General features: G+C 54.3%; 19 protein-coding genes. 2 read left to right on the top strand and 17 right to left on the bottom strand.

All coding sequences use genetic code 11. The features are described from left to right. Window positions 1–5 precede the first annotated feature (5 nt). The 15 genes from FRD01_RS04875 to FRD01_RS04805 all read right to left on the bottom strand — a co-directional run bounded on the left by FRD01_RS04875 (window position 6) and on the right by FRD01_RS04805 (window position 19362). Window positions 6–641 carry a cytochrome c oxidase subunit 3 gene (locus FRD01_RS04875; RefSeq protein WP_146958150.1) on the bottom strand — a complete coding sequence of 212 codons (636 nt, stop codon included), beginning with the start codon at window positions 639–641 and terminating at the stop codon, window positions 6–8. A gap of 38 nt (window positions 642–679) precedes the next feature. Beyond that, on the bottom strand, window positions 680–2266 hold the full coding sequence (ctaD, locus tag FRD01_RS04870) for a cytochrome c oxidase subunit I (RefSeq protein WP_146963854.1): 1587 nt from the start codon (window positions 2264–2266) through the stop codon (window positions 680–682). Window positions 2267–2393: 127 nt separating this feature from the next. Beyond that, complete coding sequence (locus FRD01_RS04865; protein ID WP_249756020.1) at window positions 2394–4031, bottom strand: cytochrome c oxidase subunit II; 1638 nt, start codon at window positions 4029–4031, stop codon at window positions 2394–2396. Between the two features lie 96 nt (window positions 4032–4127). Next, on the bottom strand, window positions 4128–5513 hold the full coding sequence (locus FRD01_RS04860) for a c-type cytochrome (RefSeq protein WP_146958146.1): 1386 nt from the start codon (window positions 5511–5513) through the stop codon (window positions 4128–4130). 8 nt (window positions 5514–5521) lie between these two features. Continuing rightward, the gene (locus FRD01_RS04855) at window positions 5522–6790 is read right to left on the bottom strand and encodes a hypothetical protein (RefSeq protein WP_146958144.1); all 1269 of its coding nucleotides are present in this window, start codon (window positions 6788–6790) and stop codon (window positions 5522–5524) included. Window positions 6791–6861: 71 nt separating this feature from the next. Continuing rightward, window positions 6862–7458 carry a c-type cytochrome gene (locus tag FRD01_RS04850; protein ID WP_146958142.1) on the bottom strand — a complete coding sequence of 199 codons (597 nt, stop codon included), beginning with the start codon at window positions 7456–7458 and terminating at the stop codon, window positions 6862–6864. A 1-nt stretch (window position 7459) separates the two neighbouring features. Beyond that, complete coding sequence (locus tag FRD01_RS04845) at window positions 7460–8251, bottom strand: DUF3341 domain-containing protein (RefSeq protein ID WP_249756019.1); 792 nt, start codon at window positions 8249–8251, stop codon at window positions 7460–7462. Continuing rightward, on the bottom strand, window positions 8251–9705 hold the full coding sequence (nrfD, locus tag FRD01_RS04840; protein WP_146958138.1) for an NrfD/PsrC family molybdoenzyme membrane anchor subunit: 1455 nt from the start codon (window positions 9703–9705) through the stop codon (window positions 8251–8253). Before nrfD ends, FRD01_RS04845 begins: the two co-directional genes overlap by 1 nt. Before the next feature lie 24 nt (window positions 9706–9729). Next, window positions 9730–13095, bottom strand: a complete 3366-nt coding sequence (locus FRD01_RS04835; RefSeq protein WP_249756018.1) for a 4Fe-4S dicluster domain-containing protein — start codon at window positions 13093–13095, stop codon at window positions 9730–9732. 68 nt (window positions 13096–13163) lie between these two features. Next, window positions 13164–13673, bottom strand: a complete 510-nt coding sequence (locus FRD01_RS04830) for a cytochrome c3 family protein (protein ID WP_146958135.1) — start codon at window positions 13671–13673, stop codon at window positions 13164–13166. A 250-nt stretch (window positions 13674–13923) separates the two neighbouring features. Then, the gene (locus tag FRD01_RS04825; RefSeq protein ID WP_146958133.1) at window positions 13924–15222 is read right to left on the bottom strand and encodes an MFS transporter; all 1299 of its coding nucleotides are present in this window, start codon (window positions 15220–15222) and stop codon (window positions 13924–13926) included. After that, a complete protein-coding gene (locus FRD01_RS04820) occupies window positions 15143–16390 on the bottom strand; it encodes a hemolysin family protein (protein WP_249756207.1) in 1248 nt (415 codons plus the stop codon). The genes FRD01_RS04825 and FRD01_RS04820 overlap by 80 nt, the downstream gene beginning before the upstream one ends. A gap of 174 nt (window positions 16391–16564) precedes the next feature. Beyond that, window positions 16565–17800 (bottom strand): hypothetical protein, encoded by a 1236-nt coding sequence (locus tag FRD01_RS24175; RefSeq protein WP_249756017.1) that lies wholly within the window; start codon window positions 17798–17800, stop codon window positions 16565–16567. Window positions 17801–17876: 76 nt separating this feature from the next. Next, on the bottom strand, window positions 17877–18680 hold the full coding sequence (locus tag FRD01_RS04810) for a hypothetical protein (protein ID WP_146958130.1): 804 nt from the start codon (window positions 18678–18680) through the stop codon (window positions 17877–17879). Window positions 18681–18690: 10 nt separating this feature from the next. After that, window positions 18691–19362 (bottom strand): LolA family protein, encoded by a 672-nt coding sequence (locus tag FRD01_RS04805; RefSeq protein WP_146958128.1) that lies wholly within the window; start codon window positions 19360–19362, stop codon window positions 18691–18693. A 200-nt stretch (window positions 19363–19562) separates the two neighbouring features. Between FRD01_RS04805 and FRD01_RS04800 the strand changes: the two genes are divergently transcribed. Both FRD01_RS04800 and FRD01_RS04795 read left to right on the top strand, forming a co-directional pair. Next, window positions 19563–20468 (top strand): hypothetical protein, encoded by a 906-nt coding sequence (locus tag FRD01_RS04800; protein ID WP_146958126.1) that lies wholly within the window; start codon window positions 19563–19565, stop codon window positions 20466–20468. Next, window positions 20465–20851, top strand: coding sequence for a YkgJ family cysteine cluster protein (locus FRD01_RS04795; protein ID WP_146958124.1), 387 nt, complete (start codon window positions 20465–20467; stop codon window positions 20849–20851). The genes FRD01_RS04800 and FRD01_RS04795 overlap by 4 nt, the downstream gene beginning before the upstream one ends. Here the strand turns inward: FRD01_RS04795 and FRD01_RS04790 are convergent. Both FRD01_RS04790 and FRD01_RS04785 read right to left on the bottom strand, forming a co-directional pair. Beyond that, complete coding sequence (locus FRD01_RS04790; RefSeq protein WP_146958122.1) at window positions 20848–21861, bottom strand: GspE/PulE/PilB domain-containing protein; 1014 nt, start codon at window positions 21859–21861, stop codon at window positions 20848–20850. The two genes, FRD01_RS04795 and FRD01_RS04790, sit on opposite strands and share 4 nt — an antisense overlap. A 12-nt stretch (window positions 21862–21873) precedes the next feature. Next, complete coding sequence (locus FRD01_RS04785) at window positions 21874–24372, bottom strand: glycogen/starch/alpha-glucan phosphorylase (protein ID WP_249756016.1); 2499 nt, start codon at window positions 24370–24372, stop codon at window positions 21874–21876. Window positions 24373–24426 lie beyond the last annotated feature (54 nt).

Here is a 24426-nt window from a genome sequence, read left to right as displayed (position 1 = left end):
TCCTGTCAGATAAGGTAAACGAAGGTGAAAACGAGGATCCAGATAAGGTCCACGAAGTGCCAATACAACCCGGCGATCTCAACGAAATCTCCGTGATTTGCGGTAATCTTTCCGCGCGACATCCCAAGGTAGAGAATGATGTTGTACATCACACCCACCGACACGTGGCCGCCGTGGAACCCGGTGAGAGAAAAGAAGGTTGCAGCAAAGTTCAGGTTGTAGTCCACCGAATGATTGGGATCGAAGATATACGGCCAAACATCGAGGATAAGGTGGGTCCACTCAAAGCCCTGGATTCCAAGGAAGAAGAGGCCACCGACAATGGTCGCCAACATCCATTTTTGAGCCCGCTCCATATTGCCGCGCATCACTTCAGCAAGCGCGTGCACCATGGTCACAGAACTACAAACTAGCACGAAGGTGTTGAATGCAGTGAGCTGGATACCCACGGTGCCAAATGTCTCGTAAGGATTCGGCCAGGCCGTTCCTTCGATCAAGGGCTCCTTCCATCTCAGGCGCGCATACCCTGCCAGGAAACCGGCGAAGGTCATGGCGTCCATGACGAGGAAGGTCCACATTCCGACCTTCCCATTTGATACGCCGAGAGACTCTTCGCCCGGCCCGATTGCTACATTACCCATGAGAGATTCCTAGTACTTTTAATGCCCAATTAATCTATTCATTCTGCCGCAGCAAGGTCATGACCGTGGTCGTGTCCATGGCTTCTGTCAATCGGCGTCCACACTGGGGGATGATGGAACTGATGGTGATCTGGAGGTGACGCAATCGTCCACTCGAGAGTTTGTGCATCTTCCCAAGGATTTGGTCCAGCCACAGCGCCCTTCTTCAGGCTGTAAAAGAGATTGAAGAAGAAGACGAACTGGAATGCGAAGAGCGCGAATGAGCCGACAGACGAAACCAAGTTGAGGTCTGCGAAAATCGGATCATAGTCGGCGTAACGTCGCGGCATACCTTTGACGCCCAAGTAGTGCTGCACGAAGAACGTCACGTTGATGAAGATGGACGTTCCCCAGAAGTGGATATGACCTAGCTTCTCGTTGAGCATGCGTCCGGTCATCTTTGGATACCAGAAATAGAATCCAGCAAAGATGGTCATCACAGAACCGGCCACCAAAACGTAGTGGATGTGTGCCACCACGTAGTAGGTGTCGTGGAGTTGGATATCGACCGGCACAGCAGCCAACACCACACCCGAGAGACCGCCGATGGTGAACATCGCGATGAATCCGAGCGAAAACATCATCGATGTCGAAAACTTTAGACTTCCACCCCATATGGTGCCGATCCAAGAGAAGATCTTAATACCGGTCGGAACCGCAATGAGCATGGTCAGGAACATGAAGACCATCCGAACCGTAAGCCCGATACCACTGGTGAACATGTGGTGAGCCCACACCAAGAATCCAAGGAACGCGATGGCGATCATGGACCAAACCATGACTGCATAACCAAAGATTGGTTTGCGTGAGAACGTAGGGATGATTTCGGAAACCATTCCGAACCCTGGCAGGATCATGATGTACACCGCCGGGTGCGAATAGAACCAGAAGAGGTGTTGGTAGAGGATGGGGTCACCACCGCCCTCAGGTGCGAAGAAATAGAACGTGTTCGGGAAGAGTCGCTCGAGGTTAAGCATCAAGAGCGCGCTTGTCAGAACAGGGGTCGACGCGAGGACAAGGAAGCTCATCACGATTACGGACCATGTGAAGAGCGGGAGTTGGAAGAGGGTCATGCCTTTGCAACGCATGTTGAAAGCTGTTGAAAGGAAGTTCACAGCTCCCATCGTTGAGCTCGTACCCACGATGACCAAACCGAGAAGCCAAAGGTCTGCGCCGATCTGAGGTGAGTACACCGAGTTCGAAAGTGGAGGATATCCGGTCCAACCGAACTGTGGGGCTGAATCAATGAGATACCCTGAGAATGCGATGATTGCAGCCGGTGGCAGCAACCAGAACGCAGCCAAGTTGAGCTTTGGAAACGCCATGTCTGGAGCGCCTACCTGAATAGGCAGGATGAAGTTCGCAAACCCGGCGTACATCGGAATGATGAAAAAGAAAATCATCGCCGACGCGTGCATTCCCGGCAGGGTCAGGTAGAAATCATCACTCATAAGGTTGAGGCCTGGCGCCGCAAGTTCGGCGCGGATCATCAATGAGAGAATCGTACCCAAGACACCGCTTAGTGCCGCGAATGTGATGTACATGATGCCGATGCGCTTTGCGTCGGTCGACCCAAACCACTGCATCAAGTTTACGAGTTTGGATTTTCTTGCGGCCTCGTTCAAAGGTGCAAGGAACCCAAGGTCAAATTCTTCTTTAGTATGGCTAGCCATATCGTTCCTCATATCGGCAGCCGGAGCTGCACAAGGTCTCTTATTTCTGTACTTCGTTTCTTAGGCGCTGGATTTCATCCGGCAGGACGACACCGCCTTCATTGCCCCATGACTTACGCATGTAGGTGATCAGGGCCGAAAGCTGTCGGTCTGTCATGGATCGTCCCATCGGAGACTTCACTCCAGGCCATTGTTCTTTGTCCTGGCCGTTGACCAATGAAGCAACGGTTCCTTTGACATCGCTGAGCACGGTCGTGTTGCCCGCGAGACTTGGAACTCCGTTCATTGCCTTGCCATCCGCTCCGTGGCAGGACGCGCAAGCTGCGTAGAGGTTCTCGCCTTCAGCCAGAAGCTCGGACTCAGGAATTGGCTCTGCGCCGCCGGCAGGGAAGGGTGGAAGCCCAAGAGAAGCACGGACACGCGCTACGTCTTCCGCGCTGACCTCGGTGCCCTTATTTCCCCACGAAATACGCTCGTGATTCACGACGGCCGCAATCTCCACATCGTTCATGGTGTCGTGCCATGGCTGCATCACACTGTTGTACACTACGCCGTTGACTTCGGTTGGCCCTTGAAGTGTCGATGCTTCGCTACCCTTGAGAACAACCTCAATGTGAGCATCCTTCATCGTGTCGTCATTGGTCCACGGAACGTTGACGAGAGGAGGGAAGCTACCGGGAACGCCTGCGCCGTCGGCACCGTGACATGAAGCACATTTTTGCTGATAAATTGCACCACCGTCAGCCTCAGTAGAGCCTGTTTGTTGGTCCTTGACCCATTGGTCGAAGCTTGTCTGAGTCATCGCCACGGTTCTGAAGTACATGTTGTAGTGGCCCTTTCCGCAAATCTCAGTACACATCCCGCGGTATTCCACAGCATCGTACTTCGCATAGGGAGACACATCCTCAACCGTGCGGCTCGCCGCAAGATAGGTGACTCGATCCTCAAGGCCGGTCACATCGCGGTCTGGTCTTGGGTTGAAGAACGAAACGATGTCGGGACGAGTGGTGACTTTACGCTCTTTCTCAACACGACTCGCGCGCTCACCCTCGGCGAGCACCTGGTTCACGGGGCCATCCGCGTTGAACCACCAGAGATTGAAACGTCCTGGCACCGCGTCCATCTTCACACCGAGTTCGGGGATGAAGATTGAGTGAATCACGTCGCGCGAGGTGATCTCGAGCTTGACGTTTGTGTGGGCGGGGACCACAAGGTCATCGGTGAGCATGCCATTGTAGTCGGGGTACCTGAACTGCCAGCCCCATTGGTACGCAATGGCTTCCACCGTGATCCCGATATTCTCGGGTTCAGGTATGACCTCCACCTCAGTCATCACGTTGATGGTGATGACGCCGATATAAACCTGAACTACAGCAGCAGCCAGTGTCCAGCCGATCTCCAACTTGAGATTACCGTGTGTTTGCACGGGGCGTTCGTCTGCACTCTTTCGGCGAAACTTGATGATCGCGACGAGGAGCAAGCCCTCGACGAGCAGAAGGATCGCAAGGCAGATCTTGGCCAGAATATTGTAGAGTTCGGTGACCGAACGCCCACCTGGGGCATAGTTCGAAATAAACTCACCCGAACCCGGGACCGCGAATGCCAGTGTTGGTACCGCCAACACCAGGAAAACGGCGACAAGGAGAATCGCTCTCCGTTCAATCTTATATGATGTCATAACGCCCATTTACCTTGACCGAAACTGCCTACCAAATGCTGCGAGGCCTGTGTCGATCAGCTCCTGTTTTACCTATGTTCACTCGCCAATGCGATACTACTCAACACTCTCGGTTGCCGGTGCTTGTGCAGCCGGCTCTTCTACCGCGTCGACTTGAGGCGGCGCAGGCTCGTTCACCCGAACGGTGCCTTCACCCTCAAAACGCGCGACATATGCCTGAACATTTCGCCAATCTTCAACCGTCAAATGTGAAGCGGCCGACATGTCAGGAAGGGTGGCGTGCACGCCTCCAATCGACCGCTGAGCAAACGACGCTGTATCTCCACCGGCCATCGCAGGAACGAGCCTGTTGACCTGGAGGTAGAGATAAGGAGGAAACGCTCCGTAAGGTCCGTTTGCAGACCCAACGCCGCCAGCTCCGTGGCAGGAGGCGCAAGATGCATTGTAGACGGCTTCGCCCTTTGCGGCGTCCGCACCCGCATGCAAGAGCACGTCACCGTACTTGGCGAACTCCCTTGCTCTCGAGGTCGGATAATCCTTGATGAGGGCGTTAATCGCGACTTCGAGCGGGATGGCGGGGGGCTTCGGTGGCGTGCTTAGCGCACGACAAACGTCAACCACCTCGTCCTCCGTTGACTCTTGTAGCTGGTTTTCAGGAACCCACTGACGGATATAGTGTGTCAGCGCCCAACGATCGTCTTCGCTCAAAGAAGCGTAAGATGCCATCGATGTACCAGCAATACCTACGCTGAGTACGTTAAACACCCCGAGTGGACTCGTTCCGACCGTCCACTTTTCGTCAACAGAGTGGAAGTTTCTTGGCTTGGGGTTCAACGCCGCCGCAGCAGCACCGTCGCCTTTTCCTTCCGCGCCGTGACATGATGAGCACTGGGCTGCGTAGAGTTCTTTGCCTTTAGCAAGCTGCTCATCGCCTTTAGGGGCGACGCGGTCAGCAATACCGGCCTTGACGCTCTCAAAACACACGCCATTCTCAGCCTCAAACTCTGCGCGCTCCCGTAGTGCCGCAGAGTCAGGTGCTCCGTTTCCACCGAGCGTTCGCACATAGTGCGCTACTGCCCAGCGGTCTTGGAAGGGAACGTGGTTAAAGACGGCCGGGTGTTTGGCACTGATCGTCTCTTGTCCCTCCACTGGTGGTGTTTGCATGTCACCGACCGAAATCGCGTTGTAAATCGCAATTGGACCGTGGCCATACTTGAACTGACCAGTAAAAGCTTGGGCGGGAGGGTCAAAGTTCTGCGCGAGCGGCGCACCACCTTTGCCATCTTCGCCGTGGCAAGAAACGCACTGTTCTGCATAAACCTTTTGCCCGCGCTCAAGAGTCGCATTGGTCGGTGAAAGCATTTCATCGAGCTTTCTCAAACCGATGCCTTGTGCTGCCACGTCCAGTGCTGGGAAGAGAGCAATGGCGCCCCCGGCGAGGACAGCGCCTTGAATGGCGCGTTTTACATATGAGTACTTCATGGGCACCCTCAGGAAATCACGATATTTTCGGGACGCGGAGGCCGCACCCCATGATGATGATGTTCGATCGACTCAGCGAGGAACGGATCTTTTGTCGGTACGAGGTTGGCTTTGGCGAGCTGGGTCGCAACTACAAATCCAAAGACACCCATAAAGCCCATCGTTGTGAGGAGCTCGAAGATTGGCATCGACGGCGCTGCCGCGAGTGCACCTTTTTCATGGGGGGTTGGGGCTACAATCCACCACACTTCGACCAACTGCATAATGACAAGTCCGACCGCTGTGTATCGAAGGATATTGTACTTGTTCTTCTTGTGCTCCTGAGGGAGCAAGATGAAGAAGGGTACGAGGAACTTCAGTACTGGAATGCTCCAGGTGATGACTTCCCATCCCGTGGTGACATCTGGTGGGGTTCCACGGGTGACGTAGAACATCGCTTCCTCAGGGATGTTCGCGTACCAAATCAAGAGGAATTGGCTAAACGCGATGTACATGTAGAAGACGGTGAACGCGAACATGAACTGGCCCAGATCGTGGACCTGCTTAGTGCTCACAAAGTCGCCAAAGTAGTCGCGATCCATCAACCAGAGCATGATCAAGATGGTCAAAGCGAGTCCGCTCTGGAACATGCCAGCGAACATATAGACCGACCACATGGTGCTGAACCAGTGGGGCTCAAGTGACATCAGGCAGTACCAGCTGAGAATCGCGAAACCAATTACGTACACGATAAGGAAGACCGCGCTGATGGTCTTTTGCTTCGGGTAGATTGATGGGTCTGATGATGAGTCCATCTTCAATGAGAGACTACGGATCTTAAAGATAAGGGCCGACATGGCCGCCAAAGAGATGATGCATGCCGCCGAAAAAACGGTGCTATCCAAGACGGCAGCCTTCTTTTGGAGGATCGAATCGGCTTGCACGTAAGCTGGGTCCCACCAGTGGTAGAGTTTTTCACCACCGAAGATCAACCCGATGAAAAGGACCGCAGCCACTGGAACATATTGTGCCATGGCTTCGCCGATCCTTCGGACGGACACACTCCAGCCCGCGATTGCCAGGTACTGGGTGGCGTTGAGGAACGCACCGGCAAGGCCGAGGCTCAGCGTGAACCAAAAGCCGATGAGGTAGCCGTTCCACGCCGCGTAGTAATCAACAAAGAGTCCTACGCCGAAACCAGCAAACCCCAGAACAGCCATCGCAAGACAAGCCGTGCGAAACTTGGCAGGAACTTCAAAGGCCTTGGGGGCTCTTACTTCGTGTTCGTGATGTGCCATAAGTACAAACTCATTAAATCAAGGGTGCGTTCACCCGGTGCGTACAAGTTGGTGTGGGCCAGGCCCGCTACTCATTCCGTAAGGTTTTCCAGATCCGTTGGTTCTGGGTACTGAGCGCGTTGTAACGCCCTTACATAATTAACAACGGCCCACCTTTCTTCCGGCTTAAGCTGACTTTTATAAGAACCCATGGTTCCCTGGCCGTGCGAAATGACGTGATAGATTTGTCCATCCGTCCAATCGCGGGCACGCGCTGACGTAAGGTCGGGTGGTTGTGGGTACTTGGGTACGATGTAACCCATGCCTCTTCCGTCGTCGCCGTGACAAACGATGCACGTTGTTTCGTACATAAGCTTGCCGTATCGCATCGACTGATCGTTGATGGGCACAGGGTTTTTGAGGACCGCCGAATTCGCTGCCTGGTCTGCAGGAATTGGGTTTGGCCTGAAGCCTACTGGTACCGTGCCGGGGGGAAGGTAGCGCATGCCCTCGGGTCCCTGGTCCTTGATTGCAGGAGACGTATGCATCTCTTGGAGTGGGTTGAGCTCGCCCCAAGGCTGCTTGCCCGCAGGAATTCCGAACTCGGGCCACCAATCCAAACATCCGCTTGCGCCGAGGCTCAGGCCCAAGAGGGCACCGGTTGTAATGAACTTTTTAAGATTCTTCATTTCAGTTACCTGCCTTCCTCACGGTCCGAACCTCAGACGGATTCAGGTCGAGCATGAACTTTTTGACTTCTTCGGCTTCAAAGGCTGGGTCTTCGGCAGAAATCCAAAGCACAAACCTATCGTTCGAGATACCTGGGTCGATGATGTGATTGCGTCGGAAACATCCGGCTGCGATCAGCATGACGATTCCTGTTGTAACACCCGCAAAAAGCACGGTGAGCTCGAACATGATCGGTACGAAAGACGGCCAGGCGATGAATGGCTTTCCGCCATAGACCATCGGCCAATCGAATCCCATGATTCCAAACTGTAGCCCTGCAGCGGCCATCGTACCCGTGAGGCCAGCCGTAAAGGTGACCCAAGGAATCCAAGACCGCTTCAAGCCCATGGCTTGGTCCATCCCGTGAATAGGGAAGGGGGAGTAAGCATCCCAGCGCTCGAACTTCTTGTCTCGTGCCTCTTCGGCTGCATAAAGCAGGTGATGAGGGTGGTCAAAGAAAGCTGCCATGCCCATGACATCGCCTTCATCAGCCGCAGCTTCGTCAGCAGCAGCCACTGGAGGTTCGACTTCAGCAGCAGGCTCTTCTTCAGCAGCAGGCTCCTCAGCAGCTTCATCCGAAGGCTCGTCGGCGTCAGCAGGAGTTTCCTCCTCTGCGACTTCTGCTTGCGATTCTTCGCCAGCTTCCTCCGATGTTGCTTCCTCAGTGGAAGCAGCTTCGGACTCTTCTGAGACTTCTTCAGCTGTTTCAGCTGTCTGCTCTTTTTCTTCTTGGTCTTTGATGTCTTCGCTCATCATTGACCTCCCTTTTGTTGCGCGAATCGCGACGCTTTATCTGGGTCCATCACAGCTTTGACCTCGAACATACAGATCGTAGGTAGAATGCGGCAGAAAAGTAGGAACATGGTCATGAACCATCCAAAGGAACCGATAGTTAGTGCCCAGTCCATGACCTTGAAGCCGTAGCCTCCCCAAGAGCTTGGCAAGAAGTCACGCTGCAAGGAGATGACGACGATCACGTAGCGCTCAAACCACATACCGATGTTGATGAATATGGTGAGCACAAAGAGGACCGCGATATTCCTGCGTATAGACTTGAACCACAGAAGTTGGGGAACCAACATGTTGCACGTGTAGAGAATCCATCCCGACCAGCCATACGGTCCAAACATACGGTTGGCGAAGTGGAATCGCTCACCTTCGACGCCCGAGTAATAGGCGATCACGAACTCGATGACGTAGGCCGAGCCAACAACCATGGAGGTCGTGAGCATGACCTTGGCCATGGCTTCGAGGTGGTTGACCGTGATGTAATTTTCGAGATTGAAGACCTTACGCATGATGATGAGCAAGGTGGCCACCATGGCGAATCCCGAGAAGATAGCGCCGCCCACGAAGTAAGGTGGGAAGATGGTGGTGTGCCAGCCTGGAATCACCGAGGTTGCGAAGTCGAACGAAACGATGGTGTGAACCGAAAGCACGAGTGGTGTCGCGAGTCCGGCGAGCATGAGGTACGCCGACTCATAATGGCGCCAAGAGCGGTTTCCGCCGGTCCAACCGAGCGCGAGAATTCCGTAGATCTTCTTGCGGATCGGGTGTTTCGCGCGGTCACGTAGGGTCGCGAGGTCCGGCACGAGTCCGATGTACCAGAACACAGCCGAAATGGTGCCGTAGGTCGAAACCGCAAACACGTCCCAGAGGAGGGGCGAGTTGAAGTTAACCCAGAGCGGACCACGGCCGTTTGGCAACGGAAGCAGCCAGTAGGCAGCGAGCCATGGGCGACCCGTGTGCATCAACGGGAAGACCAAAGCAGTCAAAACCGCGAAGATGGTCATCGCCTCTGCCGAACGGTTAATCGCCGTTCTCCAGTTCTGTCGGAAGAGGAAAAGGATGGCCGAAATCAGAGTTCCGGCGTGACCAATACCAATCCAAAAAACGAAGTTGATGATGAACACACCCCAGCCGACGGGGTGGGAGATACCGGTGGTACCGATACCAGTTCCAATCGCCACACCGAGTGAGCCGACGAATAGTGCGGCGAAGAGCGCGGAGATGCCAAAGGCACCCCACCAAAGCTTGGTCGGGAAGGTTTCGGTATGCTTCGAAACATCTTCACTCACATCCGCATAGGACTTATTGCCGGTGACCAGGGGTTCGCGAATTGCTTGCGTACCCCCGAGAGGACCAGCGTCCTTCTCGATGTGTGGGAGCCCTTGGAGCTCTCCATCTGGAATTGCAGAAATACTCATTGTCGCGTCCAGTGTCGGTTAAACTCAGTGTGTTTCTTTTTGGTCAGCGGCTCCGTGGTCTGCTTCATGCGCAGGCTTCGGGGCATTCCAAACATTAGTCAAATAAGCCACAGACGAGCGAACTCCGACTTCATCAAGTGGCGTAATCTTACGTTCTACAGCGTGCAGTTTTGCCACTGCGCTGGTTTCGTCCATGAGGTTACCAAAGACGATAGCGTCGGCCGGGCATGCCTGTTGGCAAGCTGTGACCACGTCGCCATCGCGGAACTTGGTGCGTCCCTCTTGACGAAGCGTCCAATTAGCGCGGCGGATACGGTGTACACAGAAGGTACACTTTTCCATGATACCTCGCTCGCGGACGGTCACCTCTGGGTTCATCGCCATCGGCAGCGGCTCCTCGATATTGAGGCGCTTGTGCTCTCCGAGCTCTGGGTAGAGTCGAGCGAACACAGTGTCGCTTCGGTCCACGGCGTAGTTGAACCAGTTATAGCGTCGAACTTTGAATGGGCAGTTATTGGAGCAATAACGGGTACCCACACAACGGTTGTAGATCATCTGGTTGAGGCCGTCCTCGCTGTGCATGGTGGCAGCCACCGGACACACATTCTCGCAAGGGGCATTTTCACAGTGCTGACACATCATCGGTTGGAAGAGCACGCGTGGCTCATCCATGTATTCAGCAAGTGCGACAAGAGGCTCAGGGTGCAGCATTGGGTCGCCAGAGTCGCTGTACTGCTGGTGTGCAAGGGCAGCGAAGTTGACTGGGTTAGACTGCTTGTGAGCGGCCTCGTGCGGCATCTCGTAGTAGCGGTCGATGCGCATCCAGTGCATTTCTCGGCCTTCGAGAATACCGGTACGTCCGACTACTGGGATGTTGTTCTCTTCCTGGCATGCTGTGACGCAAGCTGAACATCCAGTGCACTTCGAAAGGTCGATTGCCATGCCCCATTTGACTTCGTACTTGTGGCGATCCCACATGTCATTGAGGTCTGGGTGCTTGTGTACGCCTGCCGACTTGTCTTCCTTGTATTCTTCAAGGGTTGTCGACGCGAAGTAGTTGCGGCGGTGCAGGTCGATAACGCCTGCTCCTTTGATCACCGAGAGTTTCTCGGTGCGCTTGCTGTCTTTTACTTCGAGTTTCAGGCCGGCCAAAATATGCCGTCCTTCCGACTCATGCCCAAAGAGGAAGCCGTTCTCGCCGACTTCATTTCCGACCACACCGGCTGCCGTTCGGCCGTATCCGAGTGGAATGCCGATGACGTCGTCGTGCATGCCTGGTTGCATGATGACTTGGAATTCGCGAACCACGTTCTCTAGCGCAATGCTGAGTACTTGTCCGGACTTGAGTTTTGCTGCCTTGAATGTGGCAGGGGACACCATGGCGTAAGAGCCCCAGACGTGCTTAGTAACGACTTCAGGAGTTTCTTGCAGGTGGCCGTTGTTTGCGTGCTCACCGTCGAACATTGTGGGTGTTGCGACGAGTTGAATCTCTTTCTTGCTGAGATCCCCAGGCTCGTTGGTTGTCGCTTCGGGCAATGCCGTTGGGAGTAACGCCAGTGCTTTGTTCGCCTCAAAATTAGGTTGGCGACGTGCCTGTACCTCGAGTTCAAACACGCCTTTTTGCAAGGTCTCCATCCAGAATTGGTCGAATGAAGCCATAGAGCGAGCACGCGGGAAAAGCGTGGTCTCCCAATGTTGGCGGATGAATCGGTACCATGGGCCTGGGTCAGTTGGGACGCCAGGTGCACGTGTTCCAGCAGGCGCTTGGGGCTCCGCGAGGTAGACGTCGAATACACCGGGTAGGGCGCTTCCGAACCACACCATCAAGCTATGCTCGAAACCTCGTGTGTCGTGCAATGGCAGGATGACTGGCTGCTGGATGGCAAAGACATTTCCAACCGGATTCGAGTCGCCCCATTGCTCGAGCTGGTGTCCAGCAGGAGCAAGATAAGATGCGAATAGGCTTGTCTCATCAACACGATCCGTGGTGCTGATGACAAGCTTGACCTTCTTCAGCGCATCCTCAAAACCCAGGGAGCGCGGAGCCGAGTAGATTGGGTTGGCTCTGTCGATGATAAGCACATCGATCTTGCCCGCATTGATATCGGCGATGAGGGTCTTGAGGTCTTGGAGTGTGCCGCTCTGTTGATTCGACACGTTGACGTGGTCGACCGTGTTGCCGACGTTTCCGAGCGCCGCGTTAAGCGCGTTCACGGCGACTTCAAGAGAGACACCTTGAGCCGTCGCGCTTGCGGTTCCACCGGCTACGATAAGGCTTTTTCCTGCGTTGTCGGCGAGTTCTTGCCCGACCCGCGTGAGTGCATCCGCATCGATACCGAGCTTGGAGGCAACTTCAGCAGGGGAGAACGCCTGAACAGCTGCAGCGATCGGCGAGTTTGAAAGGGCTCCGGTCTTTCGTGTGACGAGAACCGTGTGCAAGAGCGCCATTGCGATATGGACAAGGTCTCCCGGACGTACGCGGAATCTCTCGTCAGCGTTCATACCCGTGAGTGTCATGGCGCCTTCAAAGGCCACCATCTTGTTCATGTTGCCGTCTGGGTTGCGTCGGCTTGAGAACTGCTTGGTGAAGAGCACCGGCGAGAGCCACGAGCCGAGGAAGTCACTTCCAAGCGACACCACGTAATCCGCCTTCGAAAAGTCGTAAGATGGGATGTGGGCATCTGAATAGGTGGCTTGATTCGCAGCGCGCAGAGCCTCCGAATTGATCGCGTCATACTGGTAGTGCTTAAGGCCTGGCAGCCCCTTTTGGATAGCGGCCAGAAGAGCCTTGCGTGCACTTCCATGGAAGTTTTGCGTGAGGATACCGATGCCACCGCCACTGGTTGCTTTTTCCACGGCCGAGATGACAGTACGGTCAACTTCCTCCCATTTGACCGGCGTGTGTCCGCCACCTTGAGCTACCTTGAGAGGAGACTTGGCGCGGTCCGGATCGTAGAGATTCATGTACGAGGCGAGTCCGCGAGAGCAGAGGGCGCCTTGGCTAAGTGGGTGGTGCGGGTTGCCATCGAGCTTGATCGGTCGACCGCCCCGGCTAGTCACGAGTGCGCCGCAGCCTGCATTACAGCCTGAGCAAACCGTCGTGTAGTAATTGGGTGTCCCGATGCGTACTTCTTCTGGCCGGTCAACGTAGGGAACGATGTATTCAACGTCGTTGCGCATCGCGTTACAGCCGGTGCCAGTCATGGCAGCCGTAGCTGCAGCGACGCCGCCAATCCGCATAAATTCGCGTCGGGAGACGTTCATCGGCTCAGAGCCATCGCCAAAGCTGATGGTCACGTCGCCAGCGACGTTTCGTTTGATTCGAGCCTCGACGCCTTCGATCGGGTCGGGATTATGTGCAAAACCGTTTTCTGGTTGGTGCTTCGTCATAGCCGTTTTACTCATATCCGGAAGGGAATCCGGTTTGGTTCACGTTCGTGTAATTAGTCCAGCGCCTCTTAATAGTGGCAGGTCACACAATCGACAGATGCGTTATGCTTGGGGTCGCGGTGGCAATCCACACACCACCCCATGTTGAATTCGTTCTGCGTGGACACGACATCCATGGTGTTGACCTGGCCGTGACACTCACTGCAATCAAACCCAAAGTTGATGTGCGGCGAGTGGCTGAAACGCGCATGGTCAGGGAGGTCGTGGACCTTTACCCACTCAATGGGCTTGCCAGTTTCCCAAGCATTCTTGATCTTTTGAATCTCGGGGCTCTGCGGCAGCACCATAGTATGGCAGTTCATACAGGTATTTGCGCCAGGCACCGACGAGTGCGGACCCTCCCCAGGGGAGACGTGGCAATACCTACAGGGAATTTGATTCTGCCCTGCGTGGAGTTGGTGACTAAACGCAATCGGTTGCTCGGGTGCATATCCCTTACGAGGGTTAATGCAGCCAGAGAAAGCGATCAAGATTGAGATGACCATTAGGCCAATGACACTGAGGTAGCGTGTGCTCATACAGCGCTGCTCCAAACGAACTTGAGGAATCGCCTTCGGGTGGCGAAAAGCGGCCCCTCTATCCCATAGCAATAAATCCGATGTCAACCTTATTTGTTGCTGGTTTGAGCCGCAAAAATTGCGAATCAAAAACGCAACAGATTCAGCGGAGCTATTGCCGCAAAATTGTGATGATTAGGGACTCGATGAACAACTAAAAAGGGTCATACCAAATGGATGACTCGAGTCGCTGCGGAAGCTATCAAATCGCTCAAGAGGTTTCAAACTTTTTTGAAACTTCAGAGTCGAATATTTGATTCTCCTGTCGTCCAAGAGTAATTTTCCAAACAATTCCGCACACTAAGAGGAAGAGGCCCGCAATGATAAAGGGGGCTTCGTGAGAGACGTATTCGTAGGTCCAACCACCAATAGCTGGTCCGGAGATGCGGCCAAGTGAGCCAAAACTCTGCAGGATCCCGAGGAAAGTCCCGGCGAGAGCGGGTGTTGGTGAGACCTTTGAGGTCAATGCAAGTAGTCCTGGATGCATATAGGCTCGGCCAGCGGTGGCGATAGCAACAAACATTAGGAAGATCAGAAGACTCTCAACGCTGACCGAAAGAACCAGTCCAACGCTGCAGAGTCCGATACCTAGGAGAACCATGGCGGGATCGCCGAGGCGTTTTGCGACCTTTCCTACACTCCCTTGAAGAATGGCCAGAAGCAGTCCAAGTCCAGCAAACGTGGCGCCGATATGTTCAGCGCGTAGGGAGAACTCGTCGGCGGCGTAGAGGAAGAACGTCGCCTCAAGGACTGAGGCGCTCATGGTGTACGCGAAAAACATGAGCACCATAGGGAGCATGCCTGGGTGATTTAGGATCTCGCGAATTGGGGGCTGCGGGCCGCGTCGGTTCTGGCGCTCTTCAGCCGAGAGAGGAGGCTCCCTCAAGACAAATGCAGTTAAAATCAGCGTGAAAAGACTCAGGAGGCCGGCGACGAGAAAGGGTAGACCGAGTCCCCAGACGCTTATCGTTTCTGGTGCTAGAAACGAGATTAGGGCGCCAATGGCCGGGCCGATCGTAAAGCCGAGCCCGAAACTCACCCCTATCACTGCCATTCCTTTGGATCGGTCTTCTTGGGTGGTGACGTCCGCGACGTATGCAGAAGCTGCCGCAACGTTGCCCGCACAAAGGCCGACAAAGAATCGGGTGATGAAAAGGGCGATCAGACTTGTGGCAAATGCGGTAAGGATCTCCGCTAGAGCCGCCAGCGCAAAGGTGATCATCAGGATGTTCTTGCGGCCGAACCGATCGGAGAGTCGGCCCCAAATGGGGCCGGTCAAGAACTGCCCCAAGGATTGGAGCATATAGAGGAGCCCGACATCGAAAGCCGTGGCACCGAGCGCCAGAGCGATCGCTGGTAAGACCGGCAGTGCGATCCCGAGCTCGACGATATTGAGAATTGAGATTGGAAGTAGGCGGAGTAGGGGTCGGTCAGCCGACGGCTTCTTCGATGAATTCGGACTCGGAGATGGGTTCGATTGCAACGGAGATGATTTTCTTTGCGTCGGCATCTTTGATCTCAAACTTCAGACCGTGCAACTCGAAGACTTGGCCCGTTAGGGGGACGCTCCCTGCATGAGCAAGTATGAATCCCGCAAGCGTTTCATAGTCTGGATGGTCCGGAAGGTCGAGGTCGTAATACTCTTCGATCTCGTAGATAGGCACGCGCGCGTCTGCGATGAGTTTCTGCTCACCGAGTTCTGTGATCTGTGCTGGTTCTTCGTCGTATTCGTCTTGAATATCGCCGAAAATCTCTTCCACGATATCTTCGAGCGTAATGATTCCGGAGGTTCCGCCGAATTCGTCGACCACCACCGCAATGTGCATGCGTTGTCGCTGGAACTCGCCGAGTAGATCGGCAATTCGTTTGGATTCCGGCACGAAATAGGGGTCGCGCAGAATCGCGGTAGGGTCAAAGCCTTCGAATGTCCCGTTGTCCGCGTGGAATCGCATTAAGTCCTTTGCGTAGAAAATCCCGAGGATATTATCCAAGGAGCTTTCATAGACGGGGAGTCTAGAGTGACCGCAGTCCACAAGGGTTTGGATGATCTGAGTGGACTTCATGTCTGCCGAAAGCGAGACGATATCCGTTCTGGGGACCATGACTTCGCGCACGAGTGTGTCGGGGAATTCAACGACTGAGCGCAAGAGCCGCGTATGGTCGTTATCCTCGGACTCGTTCATATCGAGCATGTACTCGATTTCGTCGAAGGTCAGTGGGCCAGGCGTGGAGTGCGACCCGCCGAGTTTCCGGAAAAGCTGTTGGGTCAGTTCGGTGTAGAGCCAGGTAAGCGGGTAAAAAAGGTAGAAAGGGCCCCTGAGGACCCGGACAGATACACTGGCGAATCCTTTATAGAAGCGTTTTCCGAGAGTTTTTGGTGCCACCTCAGCAAAGGTCAGAAGTGCGAAGGCGACGCTAGCTACGAGGAGATAGACGCCCCACGTGTCAAACTCGGCTGTCGTGAGGAGCTCTTGAGCGACCAAGATCGCCAGCACCACAAAGAGCACGTTGGCCAAACTCTTCCCAACCAGAATGGATGTGATGACCATGGAGGGCGATTTCACCCAGAGATTCATCCAGGTGGCGCGTTCTTCCTCGATCATTTGTTGCGCTCGCGCGCCACTGAGAGACGTCAGCGAGGTTTCAGCTGCGGACAAAAATGCCGAGACTCCCAACACTGCAAAAAGAAGGACGAGCTCAACGACTAAAGAAGACCAGGGTTCAGGGTCCAAGGGATAATTACCTTTTTTTCGTTTCTTCCGAGCGTCTAGCTCGGGGCCGTCAACATATGCGCCAGTTTAGCGCGGTCAATCATAAAGTGAAAGAAACTTGTCGATTCTTAAAAATGACCATCAATTGCAATTGACCAAAGTGGTCCGATAGACCCGGGTTTCGCCGCTCGCGAGCCCAATCGTGATTTCATACTCAACGTCTAGCTCCGCGCCGGGGACCTGCCAGGCAACGACGCGAATGCCATAGTTACCCGAGGGGACGTTGACGTCATTCACTGGGACCTCTGCATTGGTATCCGTTCGGGTCATGGTCACAGTCGCGTTGCTTAGGTTGAGTTGGGTGCTCCCAAAAGACCAGTATCCAATCAAGGCGGAGCGCGGGAAAAAGCCGGGCGCTGGATACGCAACGTACTCTGGGTTGGCATTCGATGAGCTATCAAAGGCGTACATGCATGAATAGTTGTTGCGCTGTCCGAAGTTGGTGGCTCCCATGCGCGGGTTGAAGATCCAGCGTCGGTGACCAAGGCTACGCACCCCAACATCTCCAATATAGAGGTCTACTGAGCTTGCAGGGTGATTTACACCTAAGGCGAGGTTGCTCGACCCAGCCCCTTGCGCAGCGGCTGGAGTGTAACAGGTATAGGTTTCGTCAAGGCTATGAGAGAGCCCGCGGTTTGACGCAGCCAGAGTGGTCGCACAGGCCTGAGTCGATTCGGCGGCCCCTGGGGCAGATGTCACGCCTGGCAGCCCCACAAGCCAACGGAAGAGACTCGTTCGGCGAAGCGCGTCGGTCAACACCGTGGGGTGGATTACGCCCGGATCGCAGGCATCGGCCGGTTCCACCTGCCACATGGTAGTTGAGGTAGTTGGGTGATCGGTCTGCCACTTTTGACATACCTCATCTCGCGTTCGTGCGGCGGTATCACCAGGAGTGATCTGAACACAGTTGTCACCGTCTTCTTCAAAGCCTGCATCGCATATGCAATCTCCAGCGTTACATGTGGCGCCATATTGACACTGAATCTCAGCGCATGGGTCAGCGGGTGTGCAACCCGCATTGGGGTCACCCGTGAATCCCGAATTGCATGCGCACGTGCCCTCAGAGCAGGTCGCATTGTCCCCACACTGCACAGTTTCGCACGGAGAAGGCTCCGCGAGGTCCTCATCCGCGTCTTCGAATGTGCCCATATCTGTGTTTGGGGCGAGGTCCGGGGTGCTGAAATCAGCGGAAGCGTCCGGCTGAGGTTGACTTTGGTCGGGCAGATTCATTTGCGTGGAGTTCACGTCAAACGACCCTTCACACGCGTTCAACGAGAGCCCGAGCACCATCACAATTGTTAGTCTTCTTCTCGCCATAGTTGCACAAAAAGCAGGGTACCGGTCGAAACCAGCAGCGTCATTACAATCACAAACGTAGAGTCTAATGAAGCGATCATGAATTCACAAGTATCGAGGCGAGTTGGACTATTCGTGCGCGAACCAGGTCGCGCGCCTCGAGCAAGTCATCGGTAGATTCAAACGTCGAGCCGAAACATACCAACAAGTCATCCACAGGATCTGGAGAGAGCTCGCCCTCCGGCAAGATCAATGAGCGGCGAGGAGTTTCGAGATCTTTTCCTGCCTTCAAAGGGCCAAAGTTCGCGTCGGGTGCGCGCCACGGCCAGTTGTGCTTGAACTCGAAAAACTCAGCCAGTGCTCTGCGAAACGACTCGCTGGTCTTGGAGAGCTGTGGGGATGAGCCAAACTCAGTGGCCACGAGCGAAAGAGTTCGTTTGATCAACATTGGATCGGTGATGACCAAGCCGTAGGTGTACGCGTCGAGCGGAAGGTTTACGATAAACGTCTTCTCGTCCATCGAGAGTACGCTGTACGAGGCGCAAAGGTAGTCTTCGCAGATATGCCTGTCGAACACCCCGCAGTCTCGGCCGTCAAATCCCTGGTTTTGGAGAGGATGAACCATACAGCCAAGTCGTCCGCTTGGAGCTGTGTCGGGTCCGTCAAGGAAGCCTACAAATGGGCAGTTTTGAAGCTCGGCCATGAGGCGTTGGTCAGCCTCTTTCTCCCACTTTTGGCGGAAATCTCTTAGAGATTCGACTTCGAGGGGGCGCGAGATCGAGCGAAACTCCCGTGTACGCTCACGAACTTCGGCCGTCACTTCGACGCGAGTTCCCGAGTCGTTATAGATTCCGCAGCACGCAGCACAGGAGCGTTCTCGACTTGGCTGACAAAGACTCAAGCGGGTCACATTATTGACACGTTTTTTGGGGATTGATCTCTCGAGCGCCTTTCGGTGTTTTAAACACAAACCCGGAGTCCGGAAGGTTTTTATTCACCAAGGCCGCATCGAACTTGATCTCATTTGTGTTGCCGTATGGGTCGAAAATGGTCGTTTTCACCACCTGGTAGGTGGTTGGATTGACCTCGAACTGCAACTCTTTGTAGCGCGATGTGGGGACTTTGGGGACCAATCGTAGCTTTGGCGCCTTTTCGGTCGAACCTTTCGCAAACGTGATGTTGAACTCGGCTAAGAGGTCCCCTTCACCCATCAGGAAACGAAGACTGGTAGGGAGTTGGCTTTCCGCAAGGCATTGTTTGAAGACCTGCTGAAATTCCGTCTCGTAAATCCAAAAGGCGTCTCCATCACTGACGTAGACCTTCTCTCGTTTAGAGGAGTTCTTATCGACGAGGTAATCCCAACGCATTTTCCCGGGTTTTTTGAAATAGACGCGCCCAAAGCTGACCTTTTGGTCGCCTGCAGCAAGGTCCGTGTAAGTTTGCACGAACTTCGACTGAAAGTCGCTCGTTGCTTTATAGAAATCTTGGACCCGCTCGGCATATTCATCCGGGGTTCCGTTATCTTGTGCCCAAGCATTCTGTGCTGCGAAAACCAAAAGCACCATGACAAGAATGTTCTTCATATTATCTCCAATTCACCGAGCCGGGACTCTATTAGAATCCGTTGAATAACGCTACCTCAACACCAATGGGTGCCGCGGTATTCAATCGTTCAGACGATACTCGCGCCCAAATATGCATTTCATTGAAGTTCGCATACCAAATTGCGGGAAATCCAAAGATCCCTTAAAGACACTCTCGCCCACTGAATGGAGTCCTCAGTTTGAGTGAATCAAAAACCAAACCAAAGAAGCAGAAGTTGATGCCACTATTTGGGCTCGGGATTGCCCTGGCCGTAGTTGGGTTTTATTTCGCCTTTGAGGGTGGAGGCGAGGTCGGGGAGTCTGCAACGCGCGAAGTCGCGTCCGCGAGCGCTCAGAAAATGCCTGAACTTGAACGTGAAGGGACTCTGAGTTTCATGGTTGAGCCTGGCGAAAGCTCGTGGCGCACGAGCCTTGAGCAGACCCAGACTGCGGGAGTGGGGGCTGAGTTGAGTTCCTCTTCTACAAAAATTTCGATGGTCGTCGATCAAACGCCAAGCACACAGGGAAAGTATGTACGCGCGTATCGCGACGTTGCCGTGGAAGCGGTTTCGGCCGAGCAGCCAGTGCCTGCGGACCTTCTGAGTCAGATCGCCCAGCTCGTCGAAACAGTGAAACATCAATTGACCATCGATTCTAATGGCAAGGTTTCCAATATCGAGCTGCTTTCAACGCCGAGCGGGGAGCTCTCGCAGTTCCTCGGTATCATCACCGATGCCTCGTACTACCTCTCGCCGCATTTCCCACGGGAGGCCGTCAATGTGGATGAAGCTTGGAATTACACGATTCCGATCGAGGCCCGAGATGCCTCGGGTAAGGTAATTAGCGGCGAAGTCCAAGTTACCATGACCTTTCGCGGCTATGTCGCCGGCACGGATAAGCGCGTGGCCTATGTGGACCAAAACCTGACGGGCAAAGCGAAGGGTTCGGGGTATGAAGGACACGGCATCGGTAAAGGTGAGTTTTGGGTGGACCTCGACGCCAAGCGGGTGAATCGAGCACGCGTCAATTATGAGCAGGTAGGGGTTTCTCCTGGCGGTCAGTCCATCCAGTCCAAGGTCGTGATGACAAAGGACCCATTGGAATGAAGTCCTTGCGTTTCGAGTGCACGGGCTGTGGTGAATGTTGTCGGAAACCTGGGTGGGTCTTCTTCACTGAGGAAGATATCGCGACGGCTTCGGCGTTTTTGGGCATCAGTCCGGAAGAGTTCGAGGAACGCTTCTTGGAGACCTCCGATGGCCGGTACTATGTAGATGTGCCGGAGGAGTCCGCCTGTCCGTTTCTGCTCGATGACGCGTGTACAATCCATAGCGCGCGACCTGTGCAGTGTCGGACTTATCCGTTTTGGCCGGAAATCGTAAAATCCCCAGGTGGATGGGTTAGGGAACGAAAAGAGTGCCCTGGTATTGATCAGGGACGTCGCTACTCCTGGGAAGAGGTCGAAGCTCAACTCCGACTACTCAAACCTTAGCCTCGCCGCGCTTTGACTCGTTTGGAGAGTTCCTTTCGGTTCAGAACCCGTGATTCGTGCAGCATTTCTACAAGAACCGCCACAACATCACGCTGGTTTTTGAGTTCTGATTGGAGTTTTTGGATTTGTGCATCGTGGCGGTCAACCAACTCCTGAATCGTGAGTTCGATCTCACTCGGCTCAAAGAGGTCGAAGCCTTGGATAGCGTTGAGTTCGTCCTCGGATTCGCCGAATTGTGACCCAAATCCTGATTGTCCCTGACTCTTGTAGAATTCTTCTTCCCACGAATCGTCGGTTGCGAATTGCCCGGTCGAGTTGGTGTCTAAAAACGCGTCGAAGTCTTCCAATGCCTGATTCACCTCGACCGTTGGAGACTTGGGCTTTTCCGGTTTCTCGGACCCTGCAAAGGATTGGGGCGAAGAAAGTGAGGGCCGGCGTTTAGGTTTGGCCCGCATGACGGCCTCATCCGGTTCGAGTTTTGGAGGCGCGACGAGGTCGTTTAGGTCGATGATGTCCTCGGAGTCTGGTTCTGGATCCGGAGGCCCAGGTGCCGGCTTCTCAGGACTTTGCGCAAACTGCCATGGCTTTCCGAAATAGTGATGAGCGATGGCGTCTTTGAGGCTTTGGTACGCGCTGATCTTGATTTCCGGGGCGTTTCCCGTGGCAAGCTTGACGGTGTTCAAGAGTTCCGAAGCGGACTCCACATCAGCGACCGCAACAACAAGAGTGTCATCCTTAAAGGAGAGGGGCAGTAATGCTGCATTCTCGGCGCTCTTCGCTGCGACCAAGGCGAGCGCATTTTTTTGCGCAACGAGTGCGTCTGGTGGGAGAAACTCAGCCCCCAGATGGCTTGCGACCACTTTCGCAATGCTTTCGCTGTCCGGGTGATCTTCGAAGATCTCGCGCAGCACGGACACCTTGTTCTTGGTGGCACGCAAGATGTAGCGCTGCATGTCGGCGCGTGAAACCGTGCCGGAGGATACGATAGAGTCGATGAGACGACGATCCATTTGAACTTCTCTTTAGAAACTTTCGGTGAGGTCGATAGGGCAAGGTGTCAGATTCCAGATCTCCTTGCAATACTGCTCGATCGTACGGTCACTGGAGAACTTTCCGATATTGCCGAGATTTTCAATGACCTTCGATGTCCAGTTTTCGGGGTCGCGGTAACACTGGTCAACCTCAAACTGGGCACGGAAATAATCGTCGAAATCGGCGCAGAGCATGTAGGTGTCCAGGTTTCTCAGCTCGTTGACAACGGGCTGGAACCGACTTGGATCGTCGGGAGAGAAGAATCCCGACGCGATGAGATCAAGGGCTCGTCGAAGCCGTGGACTGCGCTCGATATAGTGGTTTGGATTGTAGCCCGACCCTTTGAGCCCACGAACCTCATCGGCTTTGAGCCCAAAGAGGAAGAAGTTCTCGGCGCCGACTTCCTCTCGGATCTCGATATTCGCACCATCTAGGGTTCCGACTGTAAGGGCCCCATTCATAGCAAACTTCATGTTTCCGGTGCCGGAAGCTTCTTTGCCAGCCATCGAAATCTGCTCGGAAATGTCTGCACCCGGAATGATGATTTCGGCTAGCGAAACATTGTAGTTGCTCAAGAAAACGACCTTGATTCGGTCACGGATTGCGGGGTCATGGTTGATGATGTCGGCCACATCATTGATGAGCTTGATGTGTAGCTTTGCCATCATGTATCCCGGTGCCGCTTTACCCCCAAAAATGAAGGTTCTCGGGGCGCGGTCGCTCTCGGGATTCTCCTTCATATCTTGATAGAGAGCGATGATATGAAGACAGTTTAGTAGCTGGCGCTTGTATTCGTGTAGTCTCTTGACTTGGACGTCAAAAATCGAGTCGAGGTTAGGCTTAAACCCGTGCCTAGATTCGATTACCTTGGCCAATCTCTCTTTGTTCTTGCGTTTAATCGCCCGGACTTCCGCCCGGAACTCGGTGTCGTCTTTGTACTCGAGAATCTTCGTCAGTTCTGAAAGGTCTCGCGCCCAACCATCGGAAATCCTCTCGGTCAACGCTTCGCTCAGGTCAGGGTTGCACTGTAGCAGCCATCTGCGTGGCGTAACGCCGTTGGTCTTGTTGTTGAAGCGCTGCGGCCACATGTCGTGAAAGTCGGGCATGAGTTGGGTGCAGACGAGTTCACTATGGAGCTCAGCTACACCGTTGACGCTATGCGATCCAACTACCGCCAGATGGGCCATTCGCACGTGTTTAACGGGACCTTCTTCAATGATTGAAAGCCGCCGTTTGCGCTCATCATCGTTTGGCCATTTGACATGAACTTCGAGTAGGAAGCGACGATTGATCTCGTAGATAATCTGGAGAATGCGAGGCAGAAGCCTCTCAAACATCGGAACTGGCCATTTCTCCAGAGCTTCAGGAAGTAGGGTGTGATTGGTGAATCCGGTGGCCGCCTTGGTCAACTCCCAGGCCTTTTCCCACGCGATTGATTCCTCGTCGATCAACACGCGCATCAGCTCTGCTACAGCGATAGCCGGGTGAGTATCGTTGAGTTGGATCGCGATTTGGTCTGGAAGATTGTCCAGGGTGTCGAATCGCTTCTTATGCCTTCGAATGATGTCAGCGATGGAACACGCCACAAAGAAGTACTGCTGCTTGAGCCGCAACTCCTTGCCCTCTGCCGACTCATCATTTGGATAGAGAACCTTGGAGATACTCTCGCTGAGCGCCTTTTCTTCCACCGCGCGTCGGTAGTCACCGTCGTTGAACACGGAGAAATTGAACTCCTTGGAGGCCTTAGCAGACCAGAGCCTGAGCGTGTTTACGGTGTTGTTCTGGTAGCCGAGGATAGGAGTGTCGTACGGAACGCCAATGACCGTCTGTGTATCCACCCAGTGCATGGATTTAGTCCCGTCCACATGCACCCGAGCCTCGACGCGTCCGTAGAAGTTAACGCCCACCGAGAGTTCGTGCCGAGGGACTTCCCATGGGTTTCCACGCCGAAGCCAATCATCACCTCTCTCGACTTGCCAACCATTCGCGATCTCCTGGTCGAAGATTCCGAATTCGTAGCGAATGCCGTACCCGTATGCGGGATACTGAAGCGTGGCGAGACTCTCCATAAAACAAGCGGCGAGTCGTCCCAAGCCACCGTTTCCGAGTCCAGGGTCGAGTTCTTCCTCAAGGATGTCCTTGAGGGTCAAGCCACGATGATCGAGGGAGGTCTCTGCGAGGTGATAGATGCCCAGATTTAGTAGATTTTGGGCCAGAGCACGTCCGATCAGGAATTCAGCAGAGAGATAACAGACCCGCTTTGCCTCGTGGTGAAAATAGGTGCGTTTAGACTGCAGCCAGCGGTGAACAAGTCGATCGCGCGTGGCGTGTGAGATTGCTCGGTAGACGTCAAGTGGTGTCGCGGAGCGGAGGTCCTTTCCACAGGTGTAGAACAGGTGCTCAAGGACTGATTGCTCCAAGTCTTCGGGGGTCATTCCTACGCGACTGCTGTGGTTTTGCACCACTTCTTGAATTGTGCCGTCTGCCATGGGTCTCCTCATGAAACTGATTTGTCGCGCATTGTTAGCAATCGAGAGGTATCT

It is taken from the genome of Microvenator marinus (assembly GCF_007993755.1).
Classification (GTDB): domain Bacteria; phylum Myxococcota_A; class Bradymonadia; order Bradymonadales; family Bradymonadaceae; genus Allomicrovenator; species Allomicrovenator marinus.
Note: the sequence above shows the minus strand (reverse complement) of the source record. Positions and strands in the feature narration are given on the sequence as shown.

Excerpts from the sequence above, each read along its gene's own strand:
- FRD01_RS04830 (WP_146958135.1), bottom strand. The coding sequence starts at position 13,673 with ATGAGCACACGCTACCTCAGTGTCATTGGCCTAATGGTCATCTCAATC.
- FRD01_RS04790 (WP_146958122.1), bottom strand. The coding sequence starts at position 21,861 with ATGGATCGTCGTCTCATCGACTCTATCGTATCCTCCGGCACGGTTTCA.
- FRD01_RS04855 (WP_146958144.1), bottom strand. The coding sequence starts at position 6,790 with ATGGCACATCACGAACACGAAGTAAGAGCCCCCAAGGCCTTTGAAGTT.
- FRD01_RS04785 (WP_249756016.1), bottom strand. The coding sequence starts at position 24,372 with ATGGCAGACGGCACAATTCAAGAAGTGGTGCAAAACCACAGCAGTCGC.
- FRD01_RS04825 (WP_146958133.1), bottom strand. The coding sequence starts at position 15,222 with ATGCCGACGCAAAGAAAATCATCTCCGTTGCAATCGAACCCATCTCCG.
- FRD01_RS04845 (WP_249756019.1), bottom strand. The coding sequence starts at position 8,251 with ATGAGCGAAGACATCAAAGACCAAGAAGAAAAAGAGCAGACAGCTGAA.
- FRD01_RS04795 (WP_146958124.1), top strand. The coding sequence starts at position 20,465 with ATGAAGTCCTTGCGTTTCGAGTGCACGGGCTGTGGTGAATGTTGTCGG.
- nrfD (WP_146958138.1), bottom strand. The coding sequence starts at position 9,705 with ATGAGTATTTCTGCAATTCCAGATGGAGAGCTCCAAGGGCTCCCACAC.
- ctaD (WP_146963854.1), bottom strand. The coding sequence starts at position 2,266 with ATGCAGTGGTTTGGGTCGACCGACGCAAAGCGCATCGGCATCATGTAC.
- FRD01_RS04805 (WP_146958128.1), bottom strand. The coding sequence starts at position 19,362 with ATGAAGAACATTCTTGTCATGGTGCTTTTGGTTTTCGCAGCACAGAAT.
- FRD01_RS04850 (WP_146958142.1), bottom strand. The coding sequence starts at position 7,458 with ATGAAGAATCTTAAAAAGTTCATTACAACCGGTGCCCTCTTGGGCCTG.
- FRD01_RS04860 (WP_146958146.1), bottom strand. The coding sequence starts at position 5,513 with ATGAAGTACTCATATGTAAAACGCGCCATTCAAGGCGCTGTCCTCGCC.
- FRD01_RS04875 (WP_146958150.1), bottom strand. The coding sequence starts at position 641 with ATGGGTAATGTAGCAATCGGGCCGGGCGAAGAGTCTCTCGGCGTATCA.
- FRD01_RS04865 (WP_249756020.1), bottom strand. The coding sequence starts at position 4,031 with ATGACATCATATAAGATTGAACGGAGAGCGATTCTCCTTGTCGCCGTT.
- FRD01_RS24175 (WP_249756017.1), bottom strand. The coding sequence starts at position 17,800 with ATGGCGAGAAGAAGACTAACAATTGTGATGGTGCTCGGGCTCTCGTTG.
- FRD01_RS04835 (WP_249756018.1), bottom strand. The coding sequence starts at position 13,095 with ATGACGAAGCACCAACCAGAAAACGGTTTTGCACATAATCCCGACCCG.